Origin of the sequence: Aliivibrio sp. 1S128 (genome assembly GCF_001691065.1) — a bacterium.
Taxonomy (GTDB): Bacteria; Pseudomonadota; Gammaproteobacteria; order Enterobacterales; family Vibrionaceae; genus Aliivibrio.
In genome coordinates this window covers 44840-61638 of sequence record NZ_MAJV01000106.1, presented here as the reverse complement: position 1 = coordinate 61638, position 16799 = coordinate 44840, and the positions used below count along the sequence as shown (strand labels likewise).

Below are 16799 nucleotides of genomic sequence, written 5' to 3'. Positions count from 1 at the left end.
ACAAAGTGACGGGCTTTTTTCTATCATATTTTTATTAACGAATACCGCTTAAAAACTCATGTCTTGTCGCTGGAATACTTTTAAATATCCCACCAAGAGCTGTCGTTGTTGTGCTGCTAGTTGCATCCATAACACCACGAGATTTAACACAATAATGCGTCGCTTCCATCGTTATAGCCACATCATCACTACCAAGTAAGGTTTGCAGCGCAACTAAAATTTGCTGAGTCATACGTTCTTGGACTTGAGGGCGCTGCGCAAAGAAACGAACAATGCGGTTAATCTTTGATAAGCCAATAATTTTCTGACGAGGAATATAAGCAACCGTTGCTTTACCATCAATCGTAACTAAATGATGCTCGCAAGTACTAGTCAGAGTAATATCGTTAACTCTTACCATCTCATCACAATTCATTTTGTTTTCAATAACAGTAATTTTAGGGAAATTGGCGTAATCTAAACCAGAGAAAATCTCATCAACGTACATTTTCGCAATTCGGTGAGGCGTTTCCTCTAAACTATCATCACTAAGATCAAGACTTAACAGCGTTAAAATTTCACGCATGTGTTCTTCTATACGCTCTTTTTTCTCTTCACGACTAATTCCATTTTCCTTCATTGGCGTCTCAAGACCACGCGCGATAAGGGCATCACGCACTAAAATGGCTGATTCACTGAATGATGACATCGTATACTCCAAATAACCTAATCAATTGAACTTTGCTAAGGATACCTGCTCTGTCAGATAAATACACCCTGATTTTACTGGGTCTATTAGATGTTCAGCGGTAAAATATGATAATGTGCAGTCATTATTACTATTAATTTAGAGAGTATCATAATGGATTGTTGCGCAACTCAAGGTTTGATCCCCGTAGAAACAGCTTTAGACACCCTTTTATCTCAAGTTTCCCCTATCTCAAATACAGTGGTATTACCGCTTTCTGATGCGATTGGTTTTGTTTTAGCTGACGATATTTGCTCTCCAATTAATGTACCTCCATTTGCTAATTCCGCGATGGATGGTTATGCCGTTCGTATCTCTGATTTAGAGCAATCATTAACGCTGCCTCTTGCCGGTAAATCTTTTGCTGGTATCCCCTTTGACGGCGAATGGGCAACACAAACCACTATCAGAATCATGACGGGTGCAAAAATCCCTACAGGTTGTGACGCCGTTATTATGCAAGAACTAACGTCAGATTCAGATGGTAACATTACGTTTGATCTTTCTTTAACTGATGTTAAACCACAAACAAATATTCGCCCAATTGGGGATGACGTTGCTCAGGGTCAAACCGTTTTAGAAAAAGGCCACAGATTAACACCACGAGACATTCCTCTAATTGCTTCTTTAGGTATTAATGATATCCCTGTCGTAGCAAAACCAAAAGTTGCCTTCTTCTCTACGGGTGACGAGCTAAAACCGTTAGGTCAACCATTAGAAGATGGTCAGATCTACGACAGTAACCGCTATGGTATTAAGGTATTAATTGAACGTTTTGGCTGTGAGGCGATCGACTTAGGCATTATCCCTGACTGCCCAGAAACACTAAGAAAAGTATTCTTAAAAGCAGATAAAGAAGCAGATGTAGTGGTTACTTCTGGTGGCGTAAGCGTTGGTGAAGCTGATTATACAAAAGACATTTTAGATGAACTTGGTCAAATTGGCTTTTGGAAGCTCGCGATTAAACCTGGTAAACCGTTCGCCTTTGGTAATTTACCAAATTCTTATTTCTGTGGACTGCCAGGTAACCCTGTCTCTGCCATGCTAACCATGTATGTTTTGGTTCAGCCAATGTTAGCAAAATTAGCAGGTCATTCGTCATGGGAAGCACCAAAATCCATTCCAGCCGTCGCTACAACGCTATTTAAAAAACGCCCTGGACGCACAGATTATCAACGTGGTATATATTCAATTAATGCCCAAGGACAATTTGAGGTAGCTACGACAGGAAACCAAGGTTCAGGGGCATTTAGCTCAATGAGTATTGCGAATTGTTTTGTCGTATTAGAGCGTGAACGTGGCCGTGTTGAATCCGGTGAAATGGTAAATATTGAATTATTTAACTCTTCTTTATATTAAGAGCGTTTGTAATGTCTGAATTAACTGATCAAGAAATGCTGCGCTACAACCGTCAAATTATTCTACGAAATTTTGATTTTGATGGACAAGAACGCTTAAAAGAAAGCGCGATTCTGATTATCGGCGCAGGGGGTTTAGGTTGTGCCTCAAGTCAGTATTTGGTTGCGGCTGGCATAGGAAAGATCACCCTTGTCGATGATGATGTGGTTGAACTCTCTAACTTGCAGCGACAAGTATTACACTGCGATGACACTATTGGCGATAAGAAAGTAGTTTCTGCCCAGAAGGCCTTGAATCGAATTAATCCTTATTGCACGATTAAAACAATAGGTAACCGATTGTCTGATGATGAGTTACGCACACTGATTAACGATCATGATTTAGTCTTAGATGGTACTGATAACGTTGATACTCGCAATCAGCTAAATCGTTTATGTTTTGAATCAAAAACACCATTAGTATCTGGTGCTGCGATTCGCATGGAAGGTCAAGTCAGTGTTTATACTTATCAAGATAACGAGCCCTGCTATCAATGCCTAAGTAGCTTATTTGGCCAACAGGCTCTAACTTGTGTGGAAGCCGGTGTCATGTCACCTGTTGTTGGGATTATTGGCGCAACTCAAGCTTTGGAAGCAATTAAAGTATTAGCTAATTATGGTCAACCATTAATTGGAAAATTATTAATTTTAGATGCGCTTTCAATGAATTGGCGCGAAATGAAATTAATGAAACAACCTTCATGCTCGGTGTGTTCTATATAAAGGCTTACGATAGGCTATAGGCCATTTCTTTAAAGCTACTTATTCTACAATAAGTAGCTTTAACTAACCGTGTTACAGCAAATCCTATTTCGTTTTTCTTTCGCTTTATACAATTGAATATCGGCTTCATGGTAGAGCTGATCAATATTTTTAATGTTTTTATCAGCAACAATACAACCAATTGAAACGGTTAAAAATTTAGATATTGAACTTAAATCATGTTCGATTTTTTTTGCCTCGAGTAATTCTTGAATATGATTAGCCATTTGTTCAAGGCTATTCATTGAACAATCAGGCAAACAAACGGCAAACTCTTCTCCCCCAACACGGCAAAAAGATATCCCCGAGATATTTTCAACTGCTTCATTCAAAATACCCGCAAAGCTCAACAATGCTTTATCCCCCTGTAAATGCCCATAGCGGGTGTTATAGAGTCCAAAAAAATCGATATCAAGTAGAATCACTGCTATATGAGATACTCTTGGGGTGTTTAATATCTGATTAAATTTTTTTTCAAACTGCCGACGATTACCAAGCCCTGTTAAAGGGTCTTTCAAAGACAATACTTCCAATTGTTTATTCATTACTTCAAGTTGCTTTGTTCTTGCTTTAATTTTCAATTCTAATTCTTTATTTAGTTTTTCTAACCTTTCAGTGGCTTGAGTTCGTTGTAATACTTCACTTAACGTAGAAATGAATAGGTTAATTATCTCCCTTTTTTCGGTGCTCAATATCTTTTTCGTTAAAAAATTATCTACAATTACAAAAGCAAATGGTTTCTTATCTGTCGTTTGTATTAACGCAATGCCTTTACAACCAAAACCGATTACTTTCATATCATGGAAAATGGGGGCTGATTCTGTATATATTAATGTTTCTGGTTTATCTATCGCTTCTTGGACTACATCTAAATTTTCACTATAGAAATAAGATTCATCAACGGTATTACCTTGCTGATCGGTTCCCCATGTTCCTTGCAAACTCGTACAATCTTCGTTAGTCAATAAAATGCCAAGGCGATCTATTCCTAAATGCTTAATAGCAAAAGAAACCGCACTTTGACACACATCACTTAATGTTTCGCAACGAGAAAAACCAACCACACTAATATTCAACAACCGAACTGCTTGCTCTCTCCGCTTTCTAATATAAATTTGTGACAATAGTGCGGCAAAATACTTCAGTATTTCTTGTTGATAAATAGTAATAGGCCCACGATGTATATAATTATCTAATGCAATCCATCCAACAGGGTAACTTTCCCCTCTTAATATAAGCATTGCATTCCACCCCTCTCCTACCACCTCTCCTGCTGTATAAAGCGGTGCTGGTTCGATGACGGCTAATGTTTCAGAGTGACTGTATAACGCTTCAAGATAAAATGGATCTAACTGATTCAAATTATATGATTTATGGTGCTCTCTAACCGTTTCTCCGCGCTCATTTGTTCCATACGTACTGCTAAAAGATCCTTGCTTATAATCCAATAACATAAATACACTTCGATCAAACCCCATATCATCTCGAACCGCTTCTATTGCAGCTTTAAATAATTCATCTAACGTTTCTAATTTCGATAAGCTAAGTGACAAATTTTGTACTAATTTAATTTTATCAAGAAATTCGTCTCGTTCTTTTATCTCATCTAGGTACTTAGCTGCTCTTATATCCCTTAAACGAATATCATTATGGGTATTCCTTTCGGCTCTTATACATTGCCATTGAGATGCTGCAATGTATAAGAAGTCTACTTTATTTTGTTCGATAAGAGCTTCAGGAGGGGGCTTTATATTATCAACAATTAAATACGTTCTATTGGACCGATGACTATCCAGTACAAACAAACAAGTACCGTGATTTAATACTTGTCGATAATCCCAACCAATAGTATTGCTCGATATAGGAACAAGACCGTCGCTACTCATGAATTTATTCGCCCACGACCAAAGACTCATTGGGACGCTCTCTAAGGGGAGGTGCTCACCATAAGTATATTCTTCGTGGTAGTCATAACTGTCTTTACAGAAAGTGATAATAGACGCTGAAGTGACTTCGAAATTTAACGAAAAGTACCAAAACAAAAGATCCGAAATGATTTTTTCATCATTACATTGAATTATTTTTTGCTCTAACGTCTGCCTATTTTTGGTATTGGTTAGTTCAAGATTCTGAATCATTTTTATTTATCAGCACTCAATTCGGATTAATACGTAATAATGCATATTTTCCTTAAAATATGCGAATTAACTAATGACTTAGTTCTTCTATTTGCGAAACAGCTCAATAAAAAACAATGAAATAACAAATAATTACATTATAAAAATTCAAAAATTACGCATTAATCTATTGATAATAAAGAAAATAAGATTTTTCCATAAAGAAATTTTTTATCGTTGATTCTTCTTCTTAAAAAGAGATAACTAGAATACTTTGATCTTTGAAAAAATAGGCTAAAGTACAAAAATAAAGACATCTCAAAAAAAATAAATTTCCTTCTGTCATACACTTTTAAGAAAACTGAAATATTACTGTCACATAAGTTTTCTAAAGTGGCCTCGTCAACTTAATCCGGCACGTATGCCTCATAAAGGAAATGAAAATGAAAAAGTCAGTTATCGGCGCACTAGCAATTCTGAGTTCAGTAGTAGCATTACCAGCATCAGCGAAAGAAACTATTTCTGCCGTTGGTTCAAGCAGCGTGACCCCTCTTATGGAAGTGTTTTCTGAAACTTACATGAAAGAACATTCAAATGTATATATCGAAGTTCAAGGCCCGGGCTCTTCTGCTGGTGTAAAAGCAGCAAAAAATGGGTCTGCGGATTTAGGTATGTCATCACGAAATCTAAAAGCATCAGAAAAAGAAGCGACATTAAAAGAATTAGTGGTTGCACACGACGGCATCGCTGTTGTGGTTAACCCAAGTAATACACTTAAAGGCCTAACGTCAGAGCAAGTTACAGCCATCTACAAAGGTGAAGTGACAAACTGGAAAGAAGTGGGTGGCGAAGATAAACCAATCGTTGCAATTACTCGTGACACGGCATCAGGCACTCGTGGCGCATTCGAAGACATCATGAGCCTTAAGAAAAAAATCTCAGGCATGAAAGTATCGGCTATCTCTCAACGAGCTCAAGTAGCAAATGGCAACGGCGCGCTAAAAACAATGGTGGCAAGCAACCCATACGCTATTGGTTATATCTCTTTAGGTACCGTAGATACCTCAGTTCATGCTCTTTCTATCGATAACGTAGTACCAAGCGTTGCTGATATTAAAAATGGCACATACAAAGTATCTCGTCCTTTCCTTGTTCTGTACCGTGAAGGTAAGCCTTCAGCTGAAACTCAACAATTCCTAGACTGGATGACAGCAGAGACCGCTCAAAAACTAGTAGAAAAGAAAGGTTACATCTCAGTTAACTAATTACCACCCTATTTGCCTGACCTGTGAAGGTCAGGCTTTTTCCATTTCGAATTTTTCGACATGTGAGTATTTATTATGACCATCGCAATGAATAATCCAAATACAATAAATAACGACAAGCCTTCAAAAAGCCCGTTGAGGCAAAAAAAGCGAGTGGATTGGAGAGAGCGCATTTTCCATGGCTTATTTTTAAGCTGTGCTGTTATTGGTATTGTTTCACTGGCAACAATTGCTTACTTTATTGTTAAAGAAAGTATCCCTGCATTTCAACAAGTCGGCGTAAGCGGCATTGTATTTGGCCAAGACTGGCTGCCACCCGCTCTTTATGGTGTTTTCACCATGATCGTCGCATCCGTTGTTTCTACCTTTGGTGCCGTTCTCGTCGGTGTTCCAATCGGTATCCTTACGGCTATTTTTATCGCTGAAATCGCGCCTAAACGCCTTGCCGATATTATCCGCCCAGCGGTTGAATTACTGGCTGGCATCCCATCAGTTGTTTATGGCTTCTTCGGTCTAGTTATCATCGTTCCATTAATTCAAGATATATTTCAAGTCCCTGCAGGTAACACCATTCTTGCTGGAATTATTGTTTTGGGTATTATGATTTTACCTACCGTAATTACGGTATCAGAAACATCCATCAGAGCCGTCCCTGCAACCTATAAAGAAGGTTCCCTAGCACTTGGGGCATCTAAGATATTTACTATTTTCCGAATTCTTCTTCCTGCTGCTCGCTCAGGCATTATGACCGGCGTCATCCTAGGTATTGCTCGTGCGCTAGGTGAAACCATGGCAATCATTATGGTAATGGGTAATGCCCCTGCAATGCCTGAAGGTATCTTAGATTCAGCGCGTACATTAACCGCAAACATTGCGATTGAAATGTCATACGCAAGTGGCATCCATGCCAGTGCTCTATATGCAACAGGCGTAGTATTACTCGTCTTTATCATGTCTCTAAATGGCATTCTTCTTTATCTAAATCGTGAAACAGCGAGATAAGACAATGAATAAATTAAAAAAACAACGTCATATTAAAGACCAGATTGCCGCAGGATTAATTTGGCTATCTGCATCTATTACCGTCGGTTTTCTTTTTTGGATAATGTGGTACATCTTATCAAATGGCCTACAGCACGTAAGCTGGTCATTCATTACTGATAATTACACTCGTACTGGTGAAGAGCACGGTATCTTCCCAATGATCGTGGCCACCCTCTACATGGTATTAGCTTCAATTGCAGTTGCAGCACCACTTGGGATAATGACGGCCATCTATTTAACCGAATACGCAAAAGTAGGCAGTAAACTCGTTAAAGTCATTCGCTTCTGTACCGAGTCATTAGCTGGTATTCCATCGATAATCTTTGGTCTATTTGGTATGACTTTCTTTGTGGGTATTTTAGGATTAGGTTTCTCAATTTTATCCGGCGCACTTACGCTGAGTATTTTAATCTTACCTGTGATTATTCGTACAACAGAAGAAGCATTAATGGCCGTACCTCAAACCTTTAGAGAAGGCTCTTATGGTTTAGGTGCATCAAAAATCTATACAATTTGGCGCTTAATATTACCAAGCGCAATGCCAGGTATTTTAACCTCTGTTATTTTAAGTATTGGTCGTGTTATTGGTGAATCTGCGCCGGTATTCTTAACCGCGGGGATGGTGGCACGTATTCCTGATTCATTGCTTGATTCAGGCAGAACATTAACCGTTCACCTTTACAAATTAACCACTGAATTATTTACTATCGAAGAATGGAATCAAGCTTACGCAACAGCGACAGTATTGATTGTTCTTGTATTAATAATTAACACGCTAACGAAGCTATTGGCTCGAAAAATCAATAAAGCGTCTTAATTAATCGATTTATTATCTATCACTAATTATTGACTGATTGCACGGTATAAGATGCGATCAGTAAGGAAAACACAATGAACAAATTTAATATTGAAAACCTAGATCTTTTTTACGGACAAAACCAAGCATTAAAAGGCATTAACTTACCGATCCCTGCAAAACAAGTAACTGCACTGATCGGCCCTTCTGGCTGTGGAAAATCAACGTTATTACGTTGTTTAAATCGCATGAATGATTTAATCCCTGGCGTAAAAATTACGGGGTTTGTTAGCTTAGATGACCATGACATTTACAGTAATATCGATGTTGCCGATTTACGAATCAAAGTTGGGATGGTTTTCCAAAAAGCCAACCCATTTCCAATGAGCATTTATGAAAACGTTGCCTATGGCTTAAAAGCACAAGGCGTAAAAGACAAAAAAGTACTAGATGCCGTTGTTGAGAAATCACTTCGCAGTGCTGCTCTTTGGGATGAAGTAAAAGATCGCTTAAAATCTCATGCTTTTGGCCTATCTGGTGGACAACAACAGCGTTTGTGTATTGCTCGTACTATCGCAATGGAACCTGATGTCATCTTAATGGACGAACCAACGTCAGCATTAGACCCTATTGCAACACACAAAATTGAAGAATTGATGGAAACACTGAAAAAAGATTATACGATTGTTATCGTTACTCACTCTATGCAACAAGCTCGTCGTATTTCAGATAAAACGGCTTTCTTTTTGATGGGCGAATTAGTAGAGCATAACGATACTCATGTTATTTTCTCAAATCCTAAAGATGACCGTACCCAAGGCTATGTAAATGGTGACTTTGGTTAAACCTAATTATTGAATTATAACAAAAGCGATGGAAACTCTTTGCCCCTACTAGTTAGGGGCTTTTTTTGTTATAAATTGTAATTTATTTGTTATATTATTTGATTTATTATAGTTAACGTGAATAATAATAACAACTACATAGATATTACGGATAATTACATGAAGTTATTGAGTTTCATATCATTTATATTATTTTCTTTTTCTGTACAAGCTGACAAATCAGGCTATTACATAACAACTAATCTCGAAGAGTCTTCAGTGACTTTTCTTGGAGTTCAAACAGACCTTGATCGTGGCTATAACATTAAAGGTGGTTATGATTTCCCAATTTCAGATACATTTTATATGTCTGTTGAACTTGAATATAACAATATGGGCAGTTTTGATTACGACTGGAAGAAAGATAATGAATTTGCAAGAAGCCATATTGATGCCCATTTTTTCGGTGCTAATTTAAAATACCGAGCTTATATATTGGAGTCTGATTTCTTTATTACCAGTCTGTTTGGGTATGGATATTACTACTTAGATATGGATATTGATTTTTACTTAGAAGAAGGGAATAAAGGTTTTAAAGGAACAGGATCCGAAAGCCGAAGCGCCTTAGGTCTATCTTATGGTTTTGAAGCTGGATATGACTTTACAAAACATTTCACTTTGACAGCAGGTCACAACATAGCACGTGCTATTATAGATGGTATTGGATATGACTTTGGGACCACTTATATTGGGTTAACGTATAATTTCTAATTCAGTTAGGCGTTTATTTATCACTAGAATCTAAGTACACTTAATCTAATAATAATGATTAGGTGTACTTAAATGAAAATTAATTCTCTCTTTGCTGCCAGTATTTGTCTTCTTACTTCAGTAAGTGCAAATGCCTCAATTCAACTGACTATTCCTGGAGATGTTGAGCTACTACTGGTTGACAATCAAGAAGTTGAATTAGAAAGTTCTTTCTTCTCTACTTCATCAAATCTTGAATTAGAAAACGGCGAGCACCAAATTGCATTTAGATACAACCCAGTATTTAAACAAGGTAAAGATAATATCATCGTCTCTAGCGATATTATTATTTCTAAATTCTCTGCATCAGATAAAGAGATCACCTTTAAATTTCCAACCTATAATTCGCCAGAAAAAGCAGAAGCCTTTAATACTGACTTAAATTGGCAACTTATCGATCAAAACAATGCAGTGATCCCTTACGCCCAATCACAACTTATCCATAATGGTGTTCAAGTTGGCCGAAATATTCAATTTGAACTAGCGCAATTCAATAGCACCAATGATCCTGCCGCATTTAAAGAAGGCATGGTAACTGTAACTCATAAAGAAATTAAAAATGAGCAAGGCCAAAACACTGCTGAACAAATGCTGCATTACTGGTATGAAAAAGCAGATAAAGAAACGCAAGAACGTTTTTCCGCCTACTTATTACAAAATAAATAAACGCCCCATACAGATCAATAGATATAAAATAGCCCACGAATATCGTGGGCTATTTTATTTATCAAAACCAACTGTCAAAATTACACTTTAAATTGAGAGACCAAACCATCAAGACGCTCGCACTGTTCTGATAGTGAAATACAAGCACTTTCTGAGCGACTTACCATCAGCACCATTTCTGAACTATTATCTGCAATACGTTGTACATTCGAGTTGACGTCATCACTAACATGGCTCTGCTCATTAGCGGCTGTGGCGATATGCGTATTCATATCGTTCATAACAACAATCGCTCTTGTGATATGTTGTAATGACTTTGATGCCTCACTTGCTAGATCAATCGTTTCTTTGCCACTTTTGGTACTTGATTCCATTGCGAAAACAGCTTCTTTTGCCCCCGATTGTAAACGCTCAATCATCTTTTCGATCTCACCAGTACTGTATTGCGTTTTACTTGCTAACGCCCTTACTTCATCAGCAACAACTGCAAAACCACGTCCTTGCTCACCAGCTCGCGCAGCTTCTATTGCCGCATTTAATGCTAATAAATTTGTTTGGTCAGCTATCCCTTTAATTACACCTAAAATCGATGCTATATTTGAAACATCACTATCTAGAGTATGAATTACAGTTCCCGCCAATATTATCTCATTGGCCAATCCTTGAATCGATATTACGGTCTGCTGCAAAATAGCTTCTGTCGTATCAGCTTCTGCTGTGGCACCTAAGCTTGCTTCTGCTGCTTCATTGGCATTTTCATTCACCGTATTACTTGTTACTTGCATTTCATGCACAGCAGCAGCAACGACCTCACTCTCTTGTTGTTGGCTTGAAGAGAATTTAGCGATATTTTTTGTTAATACTTGGATATTGTCCATTTCAGAACGAACGGTATTAGACGATGCAATAACATCTGAAACCGTGGTATGTATCTTTGATACAAACAAATTAAAGGCTTGTGCAAGTTTACCAATTTCATCATTTGAGGTAACGGCGATGCGCTTTGTTAAATCTCCGTCTCCAGAAGCGACTTCTGACATCGCCGATTCTAATGATTGAATTGGTTTTACAATCCAATTAATTGATAACCAAATAGCGAATAAGCCAAAAATCACAGCACTAATGGCACCAATTTCTGAAATAATTTTCCCCGAATTAATCCCATGATGGCTCTGTACCCCTAACTTTACTTGCTCACTCATAATCAACTTGCTGATTGATTTAAGTTGCTTTCGCATGATCTTGAATTGTTCTTCTAACTGATTATGATGTTTCTGATAATAAGCTTGAGAATTATTAGGGTCAGAGAACAGGGGTTCATAGAGTTCAATCCATTTTTCGGCCGCATTAATTAACGTTGTTAATTCAACCTGAGTATTTAAAGGCAAAATGTTTTCTTGAAATAACACTTCAACCTTTTTTAAACGAGGAATAGCGTTGTAAGCGTTATCTTGAAATTCAAACGTATGATGATCTCTTTCTGCATTGGTTGTTGAAAGCATTAAACCTTGCGCTGCTGCAGTGACTTGATAAAGATCTCGGTATGCATCTTCTAATGATTCATTTACTGGCTGAACAAGCTCAATTAATTTGTAATTAACTTCCGCTTGTTCATTTAGCTTAATTACATTAAGCGTTGAAATAACACTGAATAAAGAAACAATCGCGACAATTGGCAATGCTATTTTTGTTTTTACTGATAAACGTCCTGCTAACTTCATAACCTATCCATATGAAATAAAAATTATTCCACAGAACTATACCAAATAACGCTAAATATAAATTGTCCAAACCCATCATATTGGCAAATAAATTTCTCTCATATTATTGATATTTATGAAGTTAATTTCATTTATCAAAAAAGGTATTTAATGCCTCTATTGATTGTCCATAAACCTGAGAAATTTCGATATCACTGCAACCAGATACGTCACCACTTTTCCCTTTTTCTTCATAAGAATGACAAAGTGCGTGTAATTGCATTAAACCAAGACTACCGGCAGATCCTTTTAATTTATGTGCAAGCTGGTTCACTTGATACACATCTCTATTGATAATTGCATGTTGTAATTGAACTAAATTATCTTTAGAGGATACTCTAAATAGATCGATGATCTTGGCCATTCTAACCTCTCCTAACACAGCCAGATCACTTTGAAGAACCTTCTCATTTAAAATCACATCTGCTTCCTCAATGCTATTATTATCAGAAATAAAAGCTAATGCCTCTTGAGCCATCTCTATTTCCTGTATTAAAGGAACCTCGCTTAAAAAACGATTAAGCATTTTTATTAATTGATTTTCAATTAAAGGTTTCCCTAAAAAACCATCAAACCCTGCGGCTAAATAGCTTTCAACATCTTCATTAAAAACGTGAGCCGAAACAGCAAGTATAGGGGTATGTTGCGTATAACCCTCTTTGTTCTGTTCTATTTCTCTTAATCGTTTCTGTAAAGTGACACCATCCGTATCAGGTAGATTAATATCTAAAAATAGCATATCAAATTGGTCTTTTTTTAACGCCTCTTCCGCAAGGATACCGGTATCAACAGCGGTAACCTTGTGACCCAAGCGTTCTAAGAAACCAACAGCCACCATTTGATTAACCGGATTATCTTCCACTAGAAGAATATGAGCAGGAGCAACATCAGGAGTGGTACTTTCTTCATTATGGGCAATGATACAATGCCCCTCCTCTAATTCTAAAGAGAACCAAAATGTACTCCCTAGCCCCTCTTGTGAGTCAACACCAATTTCACCGTCCATCGCTTCAATTAAGCGCTGGCTAATCGCAAGCCCTAAACCTGTTCCACCATAAACTTTTTGCCCTTCTTCTGCTTGAGTAAACGCCTCAAACAAATTACCCATTTCATGCTTGGCAATACCAACACCAGTATCAACCACCTCAAACAATAACGTCGTATCCAAAATAACGTGCAATTGAATTGTCACACTACCTACATGGGTAAATTTAACCGCGTTACCGACAAAGTTATTCAACACTTGTCTAATTCGGGTGCTATCTCCTATCCACCACGCAGGTATCTCTGCCGGAACATCAAACGCAAGAGTAATCCCTTTCTGTTGAGCCCTTGAACTAAATAAATGATGTACATCTGTAACCATAGAATGCACGTTAAAATTTACATTACGAATAGATAAATGACCGGCTTCAATTTTTGAGTAATCTAAAATATCATTAAGTAAATCCAGTAAGTTTTCACCACTGCGATTAATAATATCAACATATTGTTGTTGCAAAGCCGTTAAGCCACTTCCGCGTAATAACTCTCCAGTCCCAAGAACACCATTTAGTGGCGTTCGGATCTCATGGCTCATCGTTGCTAAGAAAGCAGATTTAGCTCGATTGGCTTGTTCCGCTAAATCACGCGCTTTATCATGATTAATTATTTCAACGTTTAAGCGCTCATTACTCGACTTTAGTTCTTGGGTTCTTTGAGCAATTTGCAACTCTAAACTGTCTTTATAATCTTGAAGTTCTTGTGCTGTATCTCTAGCGACAAGAATTGAACGTCCCATTTGAGCTAATTCATCATCTCCTGATGTATCTAACTCGATGTCTAACTTCCCATTAGCAACATTTGTAATCGCTTGTTCATATTGATTAAGTCGCATAATTACGCGAGCATATACGTAGCGCCACATAATGTAGATAACTAAACATAAACCCAATAACGTAATAGAAATAAGTAGTTGCTGTACCACTTTTAGTACAAAGTTCACATCAGCAACGGCTTGTTTCGTGACATCATTCGCTTGCTCTAAGAGTTGTGCAATCGTTAAATTTAATTCTTGGAATTGATGAATATTTTCATCACTTAACGATTTCAATTGTTGATTTATATTGATTAATTGAATTAGCTCATTAAAAAGACGTTCACTTTTAGTAAGATTATTTGCTAATACCAACATTTGCTTTGTTCGACTTGGATCTTCAACAGCTTGCACACGACGAGTAATAATCGTCATGTCTCGATTGAAATCTTGGCGTAATTTTTCAACATTAACGATATTGTGGCTGTTTCTCGCATCATCAATCGTATTAACAACCTTAAATGTGAGCAAACGTAATTCATGTAAACGTTCGGCCAAATCAAGATCTATTTCAACTAATGTATCTAATGCTTTATAAACTGCATCGTCATCTTTATTTTCAACAAGATCATAAATTTTAACAACATTAGCAATGGTGATCGTGTTTGAGTTAAGAACTTGCGAACGAGCTAATTCTTCTAATTGAAGCGCTGTTTTGGTTAGCTTTTGACTTTTATTTTGAATAAGACTGTGCAGAACCACTTTTTCACCAACGTTATTTCCCATCGTTGCTAAATTATCAACAATCTCTTGAACTTGATGATCTAAACGAGTAAGTAACGCTTTATCAAATGGATAAACCCCCAGCCCTTTCAACCGGACATATAAGCTTTCAATCGAGGTAAATAATTCTTTGCCGTATTTTTTTCGTTCTTTTTCTGAATTAACTTGAGAAAGTAATTGAGAAGTAGAAATTATTTTTGTACTTAAATCAGAAATATATCGAGCTTCAATTACCGCAGGAATGGCCGAATCTATTACTGTTCTTTCTGTTTTTTCAACATAAGAGAAACCAAGAACACTAACAACAGATCCAAAAGCCATAAGAGCAATCATCACCATAAAAGTAAGAAATAGCTTTCGACCTATCCCTGTAGAAGCAAATAACATAATCTTGAATACACTTTAGAAAATGAAGTAATGCGAGTATCATATCACCAACCTAAAGTCAGTGCGAAGAGACCATGAAACTTACTTTTCATTCCATAGCTATCTTATTAATTTCCATCTTATTATCCCCTCTTGCACACGCAAAAGAATCATGGAAATTGTGTGCTATTTACCCACACTTAAAAGACTCTTATTGGCTTTCCGTCAATTACGGCATGGTTGAAGAAGCAAAGCGCAAAAATATTGAATTAACCGTATATGAATCAGGTGGTTATCCTAACATTGACCGTCAAAAAGAACAGATAGAACAATGCGTATCTATTGGTGCTGACGCTATTTTATTAGGTACCGTTGATCCTATTGTTTACCAAAGTGACTTAAAAAGATTAACCTCTGGAATACCTATTTTCGCTACTGTAAATCAATTAACGAGTTCATTACCTCCTCTGCCGCCCATTCATCTTGGTGAAGTCGGAGTAGATTGGTACGACATGGGCTATAAAGCAGGAGAGTTTTTAGCCAAGAGACACCCTAAAGACTCTGGTATCACTTACATTGGGTGGCTACCAGGGCCTAAAACTCGTGGCGGAACAAAACCAGTAACTAAAGGGTTTAACGACGCAATAAAAGAAAGTGATATTGTGGTCAGTGCGACCTACTGGGGGGATAACAGTAAAGAACTCCAACGCAACCTTATTCAAGATGCACTTCAAAGTGAAAAATTAGATTATTTAGTAGGTGGAGCCGTTGCAATTGAAGTTGCGATCAGCGAACTTGCTAGTAGAAAAATGCAAAATGAAGTTGGATTAGTGTCTACTTATCTAAGTCATGCGGTATATCGCGGTTTATTACGTAAACGTGTGTTATTTTCTCCTACTGATAAAATGGTTTTACAAGGCAGGTTAAGTGTCCAACAGGCGATTGGGTACTTAAATAATAAACCATTGCCTTTTAAATTATCGCCAAAAATAGAAGCATTAACACCAAACCATTTACCAAAAAAGGTATTACTCGACTCTCTCTCTCCTGCGGAATACCGCCCTACGTTTTTTGTAGCTGCACAACCTTAGTTGCAGTGTCATTTAGTTGAGATGTAAAAGTAGTAAGTTAAAGAAAATTATAATTAAGGAACCTTTAATGAAAAAAACAACACGGATTATCCCTGCTCATAAGAATATAGCACTTGTGGCTCATGACCATTACAAGCCAGAGCTTTTACGTTGGGTTACTGAAAACAAGGAAGCATTACAAGGTCATTTTCTATTTGCTACAGGCACAACAGGAAATCTTCTTAGCAGAGAAACCGGGTTAGCAATTAAAAGTTTATTAAGCGGACCTATGGGCGGAGACCAGCAATTAGGCGCTTTAATCTCAGAAGGTAAGATTGATATGATGATCTTTTTCTGGGATCCACTAAACGCAGTTCCTCACGATCCTGATGTTAAAGCCTTACTACGCATAGCGACAGTATGGAATGTACCTGTTGCAATGAACCGCGCAAGTGCAAAATTAATGATTACTTCGCCTAATATGACAAAAGAAGTCGAGATCGAAATTCCTGATTATGCAGCCTATTTAGCTGAACGTGTATAATAAAACTCGCTAACAGCTTACTTATAAATAAAAGCCCCTACTTAATAGTAAGTAAGGGCTTTTTATTAACTTA

The 16799-nt window shown here is 37.3% G+C and carries 14 protein-coding genes; 10 read left to right on the top strand and 4 right to left on the bottom strand.

All coding sequences use genetic code 11. The annotated features are described in order from the left end of the window. Positions 1 to 34: 34 nt before the first annotated feature. Positions 35 to 688 (bottom strand): GTP cyclohydrolase I FolE, encoded by a 654-nt coding sequence (gene folE, locus A6E03_RS13855; RefSeq protein ID WP_065592976.1) that lies wholly within the window; start codon positions 686 to 688, stop codon positions 35 to 37. Positions 689 to 841: 153 nt separating this feature from the next. On the opposite strand from folE, the gene moeA reads away from it, so the two are divergent. Next, positions 842 to 2086, top strand: a complete 1245-nt coding sequence (gene moeA / locus A6E03_RS13850) for a molybdopterin molybdotransferase MoeA (protein WP_065592975.1) — start codon at positions 842 to 844, stop codon at positions 2084 to 2086. An 11-nt stretch (positions 2087 to 2097) separates the two neighbouring features. Next, a complete protein-coding gene (gene moeB / locus A6E03_RS13845) occupies positions 2098 to 2847 on the top strand; it encodes a molybdopterin-synthase adenylyltransferase MoeB (protein ID WP_065592974.1) in 750 nt (249 codons plus the stop codon). Between the two features lie 59 nt (positions 2848 to 2906). Here moeB and A6E03_RS13840 read toward each other — a convergent pair whose 3' ends face one another. Continuing rightward, a complete protein-coding gene (locus A6E03_RS13840) occupies positions 2907 to 5024 on the bottom strand; it encodes a GGDEF domain-containing protein (RefSeq protein WP_065592973.1) in 2118 nt (705 codons plus the stop codon). A gap of 422 nt (positions 5025 to 5446) precedes the next feature. Here A6E03_RS13840 and A6E03_RS13835 point away from each other — a divergent pair, with 422 nt between their 5' ends. From A6E03_RS13835 to A6E03_RS13810, 6 genes are all read left to right on the top strand, one after another. Then, the gene (locus A6E03_RS13835; protein WP_065601088.1) at positions 5447 to 6268 is read left to right on the top strand and encodes a phosphate ABC transporter substrate-binding protein; all 822 of its coding nucleotides are present in this window, start codon (positions 5447 to 5449) and stop codon (positions 6266 to 6268) included. A gap of 75 nt (positions 6269 to 6343) precedes the next feature. Beyond that, the gene (pstC, locus tag A6E03_RS13830; RefSeq protein WP_065592971.1) at positions 6344 to 7270 is read left to right on the top strand and encodes a phosphate ABC transporter permease subunit PstC; all 927 of its coding nucleotides are present in this window, start codon (positions 6344 to 6346) and stop codon (positions 7268 to 7270) included. Positions 7271 to 7274: 4 nt separating this feature from the next. Further along, a complete protein-coding gene (gene pstA / locus A6E03_RS13825; RefSeq protein ID WP_012550648.1) occupies positions 7275 to 8129 on the top strand; it encodes a phosphate ABC transporter permease PstA in 855 nt (284 codons plus the stop codon). 74 nt (positions 8130 to 8203) lie between these two features. Beyond that, entirely contained in the window at positions 8204 to 8953 is a 750-nt protein-coding gene (gene pstB, locus A6E03_RS13820) for a phosphate ABC transporter ATP-binding protein PstB (protein WP_065592970.1), read from the top strand. Between the two features lie 159 nt (positions 8954 to 9112). Continuing rightward, a complete protein-coding gene (locus tag A6E03_RS13815) occupies positions 9113 to 9703 on the top strand; it encodes a porin family protein (protein ID WP_065592969.1) in 591 nt (196 codons plus the stop codon). A gap of 72 nt (positions 9704 to 9775) precedes the next feature. Next, positions 9776 to 10408 carry a DUF2057 family protein gene (locus A6E03_RS13810; RefSeq protein ID WP_061013845.1) on the top strand — a complete coding sequence of 211 codons (633 nt, stop codon included), beginning with the start codon at positions 9776 to 9778 and terminating at the stop codon, positions 10406 to 10408. Between the two features lie 80 nt (positions 10409 to 10488). Here the strand turns inward: A6E03_RS13810 and A6E03_RS13805 are convergent, their stop codons facing one another. Both A6E03_RS13805 and torS read right to left on the bottom strand, forming a co-directional pair. Beyond that, positions 10489 to 12129 carry a methyl-accepting chemotaxis protein gene (locus tag A6E03_RS13805; protein WP_065601087.1) on the bottom strand — a complete coding sequence of 547 codons (1641 nt, stop codon included), beginning with the start codon at positions 12127 to 12129 and terminating at the stop codon, positions 10489 to 10491. A 127-nt stretch (positions 12130 to 12256) separates the two neighbouring features. Further along, the gene (torS, locus tag A6E03_RS13800; RefSeq protein WP_065592967.1) at positions 12257 to 15133 is read right to left on the bottom strand and encodes a TMAO reductase system sensor histidine kinase/response regulator TorS; all 2877 of its coding nucleotides are present in this window, start codon (positions 15131 to 15133) and stop codon (positions 12257 to 12259) included. A gap of 74 nt (positions 15134 to 15207) precedes the next feature. Here torS and torT point away from each other — a divergent pair, with 74 nt between their 5' ends. Both torT and A6E03_RS13790 read left to right on the top strand, forming a co-directional pair. Next, entirely contained in the window at positions 15208 to 16203 is a 996-nt protein-coding gene (torT, locus tag A6E03_RS13795; protein ID WP_065601086.1) for a TMAO reductase system periplasmic protein TorT, read from the top strand. A 67-nt stretch (positions 16204 to 16270) separates the two neighbouring features. Then, on the top strand, positions 16271 to 16726 hold the full coding sequence (locus A6E03_RS13790; RefSeq protein ID WP_065592965.1) for a methylglyoxal synthase: 456 nt from the start codon (positions 16271 to 16273) through the stop codon (positions 16724 to 16726). Positions 16727 to 16799: the final 73 nt, after the last annotated feature.

Coding starts and splice junctions, on each gene's coding strand:
- folE (WP_065592976.1), bottom strand. CDS start 688: ATGTCATCATTCAGTGAATCAGCCATTTTAGTGCGTGATGCCCTTATC.
- moeA (WP_065592975.1), top strand. CDS start 842: ATGGATTGTTGCGCAACTCAAGGTTTGATCCCCGTAGAAACAGCTTTA.
- moeB (WP_065592974.1), top strand. CDS start 2,098: ATGTCTGAATTAACTGATCAAGAAATGCTGCGCTACAACCGTCAAATT.
- A6E03_RS13840 (WP_065592973.1), bottom strand. CDS start 5,024: ATGATTCAGAATCTTGAACTAACCAATACCAAAAATAGGCAGACGTTA.
- A6E03_RS13835 (WP_065601088.1), top strand. CDS start 5,447: ATGAAAAAGTCAGTTATCGGCGCACTAGCAATTCTGAGTTCAGTAGTA.
- pstC (WP_065592971.1), top strand. CDS start 6,344: ATGACCATCGCAATGAATAATCCAAATACAATAAATAACGACAAGCCT.
- pstA (WP_012550648.1), top strand. CDS start 7,275: ATGAATAAATTAAAAAAACAACGTCATATTAAAGACCAGATTGCCGCA.
- pstB (WP_065592970.1), top strand. CDS start 8,204: ATGAACAAATTTAATATTGAAAACCTAGATCTTTTTTACGGACAAAAC.
- A6E03_RS13815 (WP_065592969.1), top strand. CDS start 9,113: ATGAAGTTATTGAGTTTCATATCATTTATATTATTTTCTTTTTCTGTA.
- A6E03_RS13810 (WP_061013845.1), top strand. CDS start 9,776: ATGAAAATTAATTCTCTCTTTGCTGCCAGTATTTGTCTTCTTACTTCA.
- A6E03_RS13805 (WP_065601087.1), bottom strand. CDS start 12,129: ATGAAGTTAGCAGGACGTTTATCAGTAAAAACAAAAATAGCATTGCCA.
- torS (WP_065592967.1), bottom strand. CDS start 15,133: ATGTTATTTGCTTCTACAGGGATAGGTCGAAAGCTATTTCTTACTTTT.
- torT (WP_065601086.1), top strand. CDS start 15,208: ATGAAACTTACTTTTCATTCCATAGCTATCTTATTAATTTCCATCTTA.
- A6E03_RS13790 (WP_065592965.1), top strand. CDS start 16,271: ATGAAAAAAACAACACGGATTATCCCTGCTCATAAGAATATAGCACTT.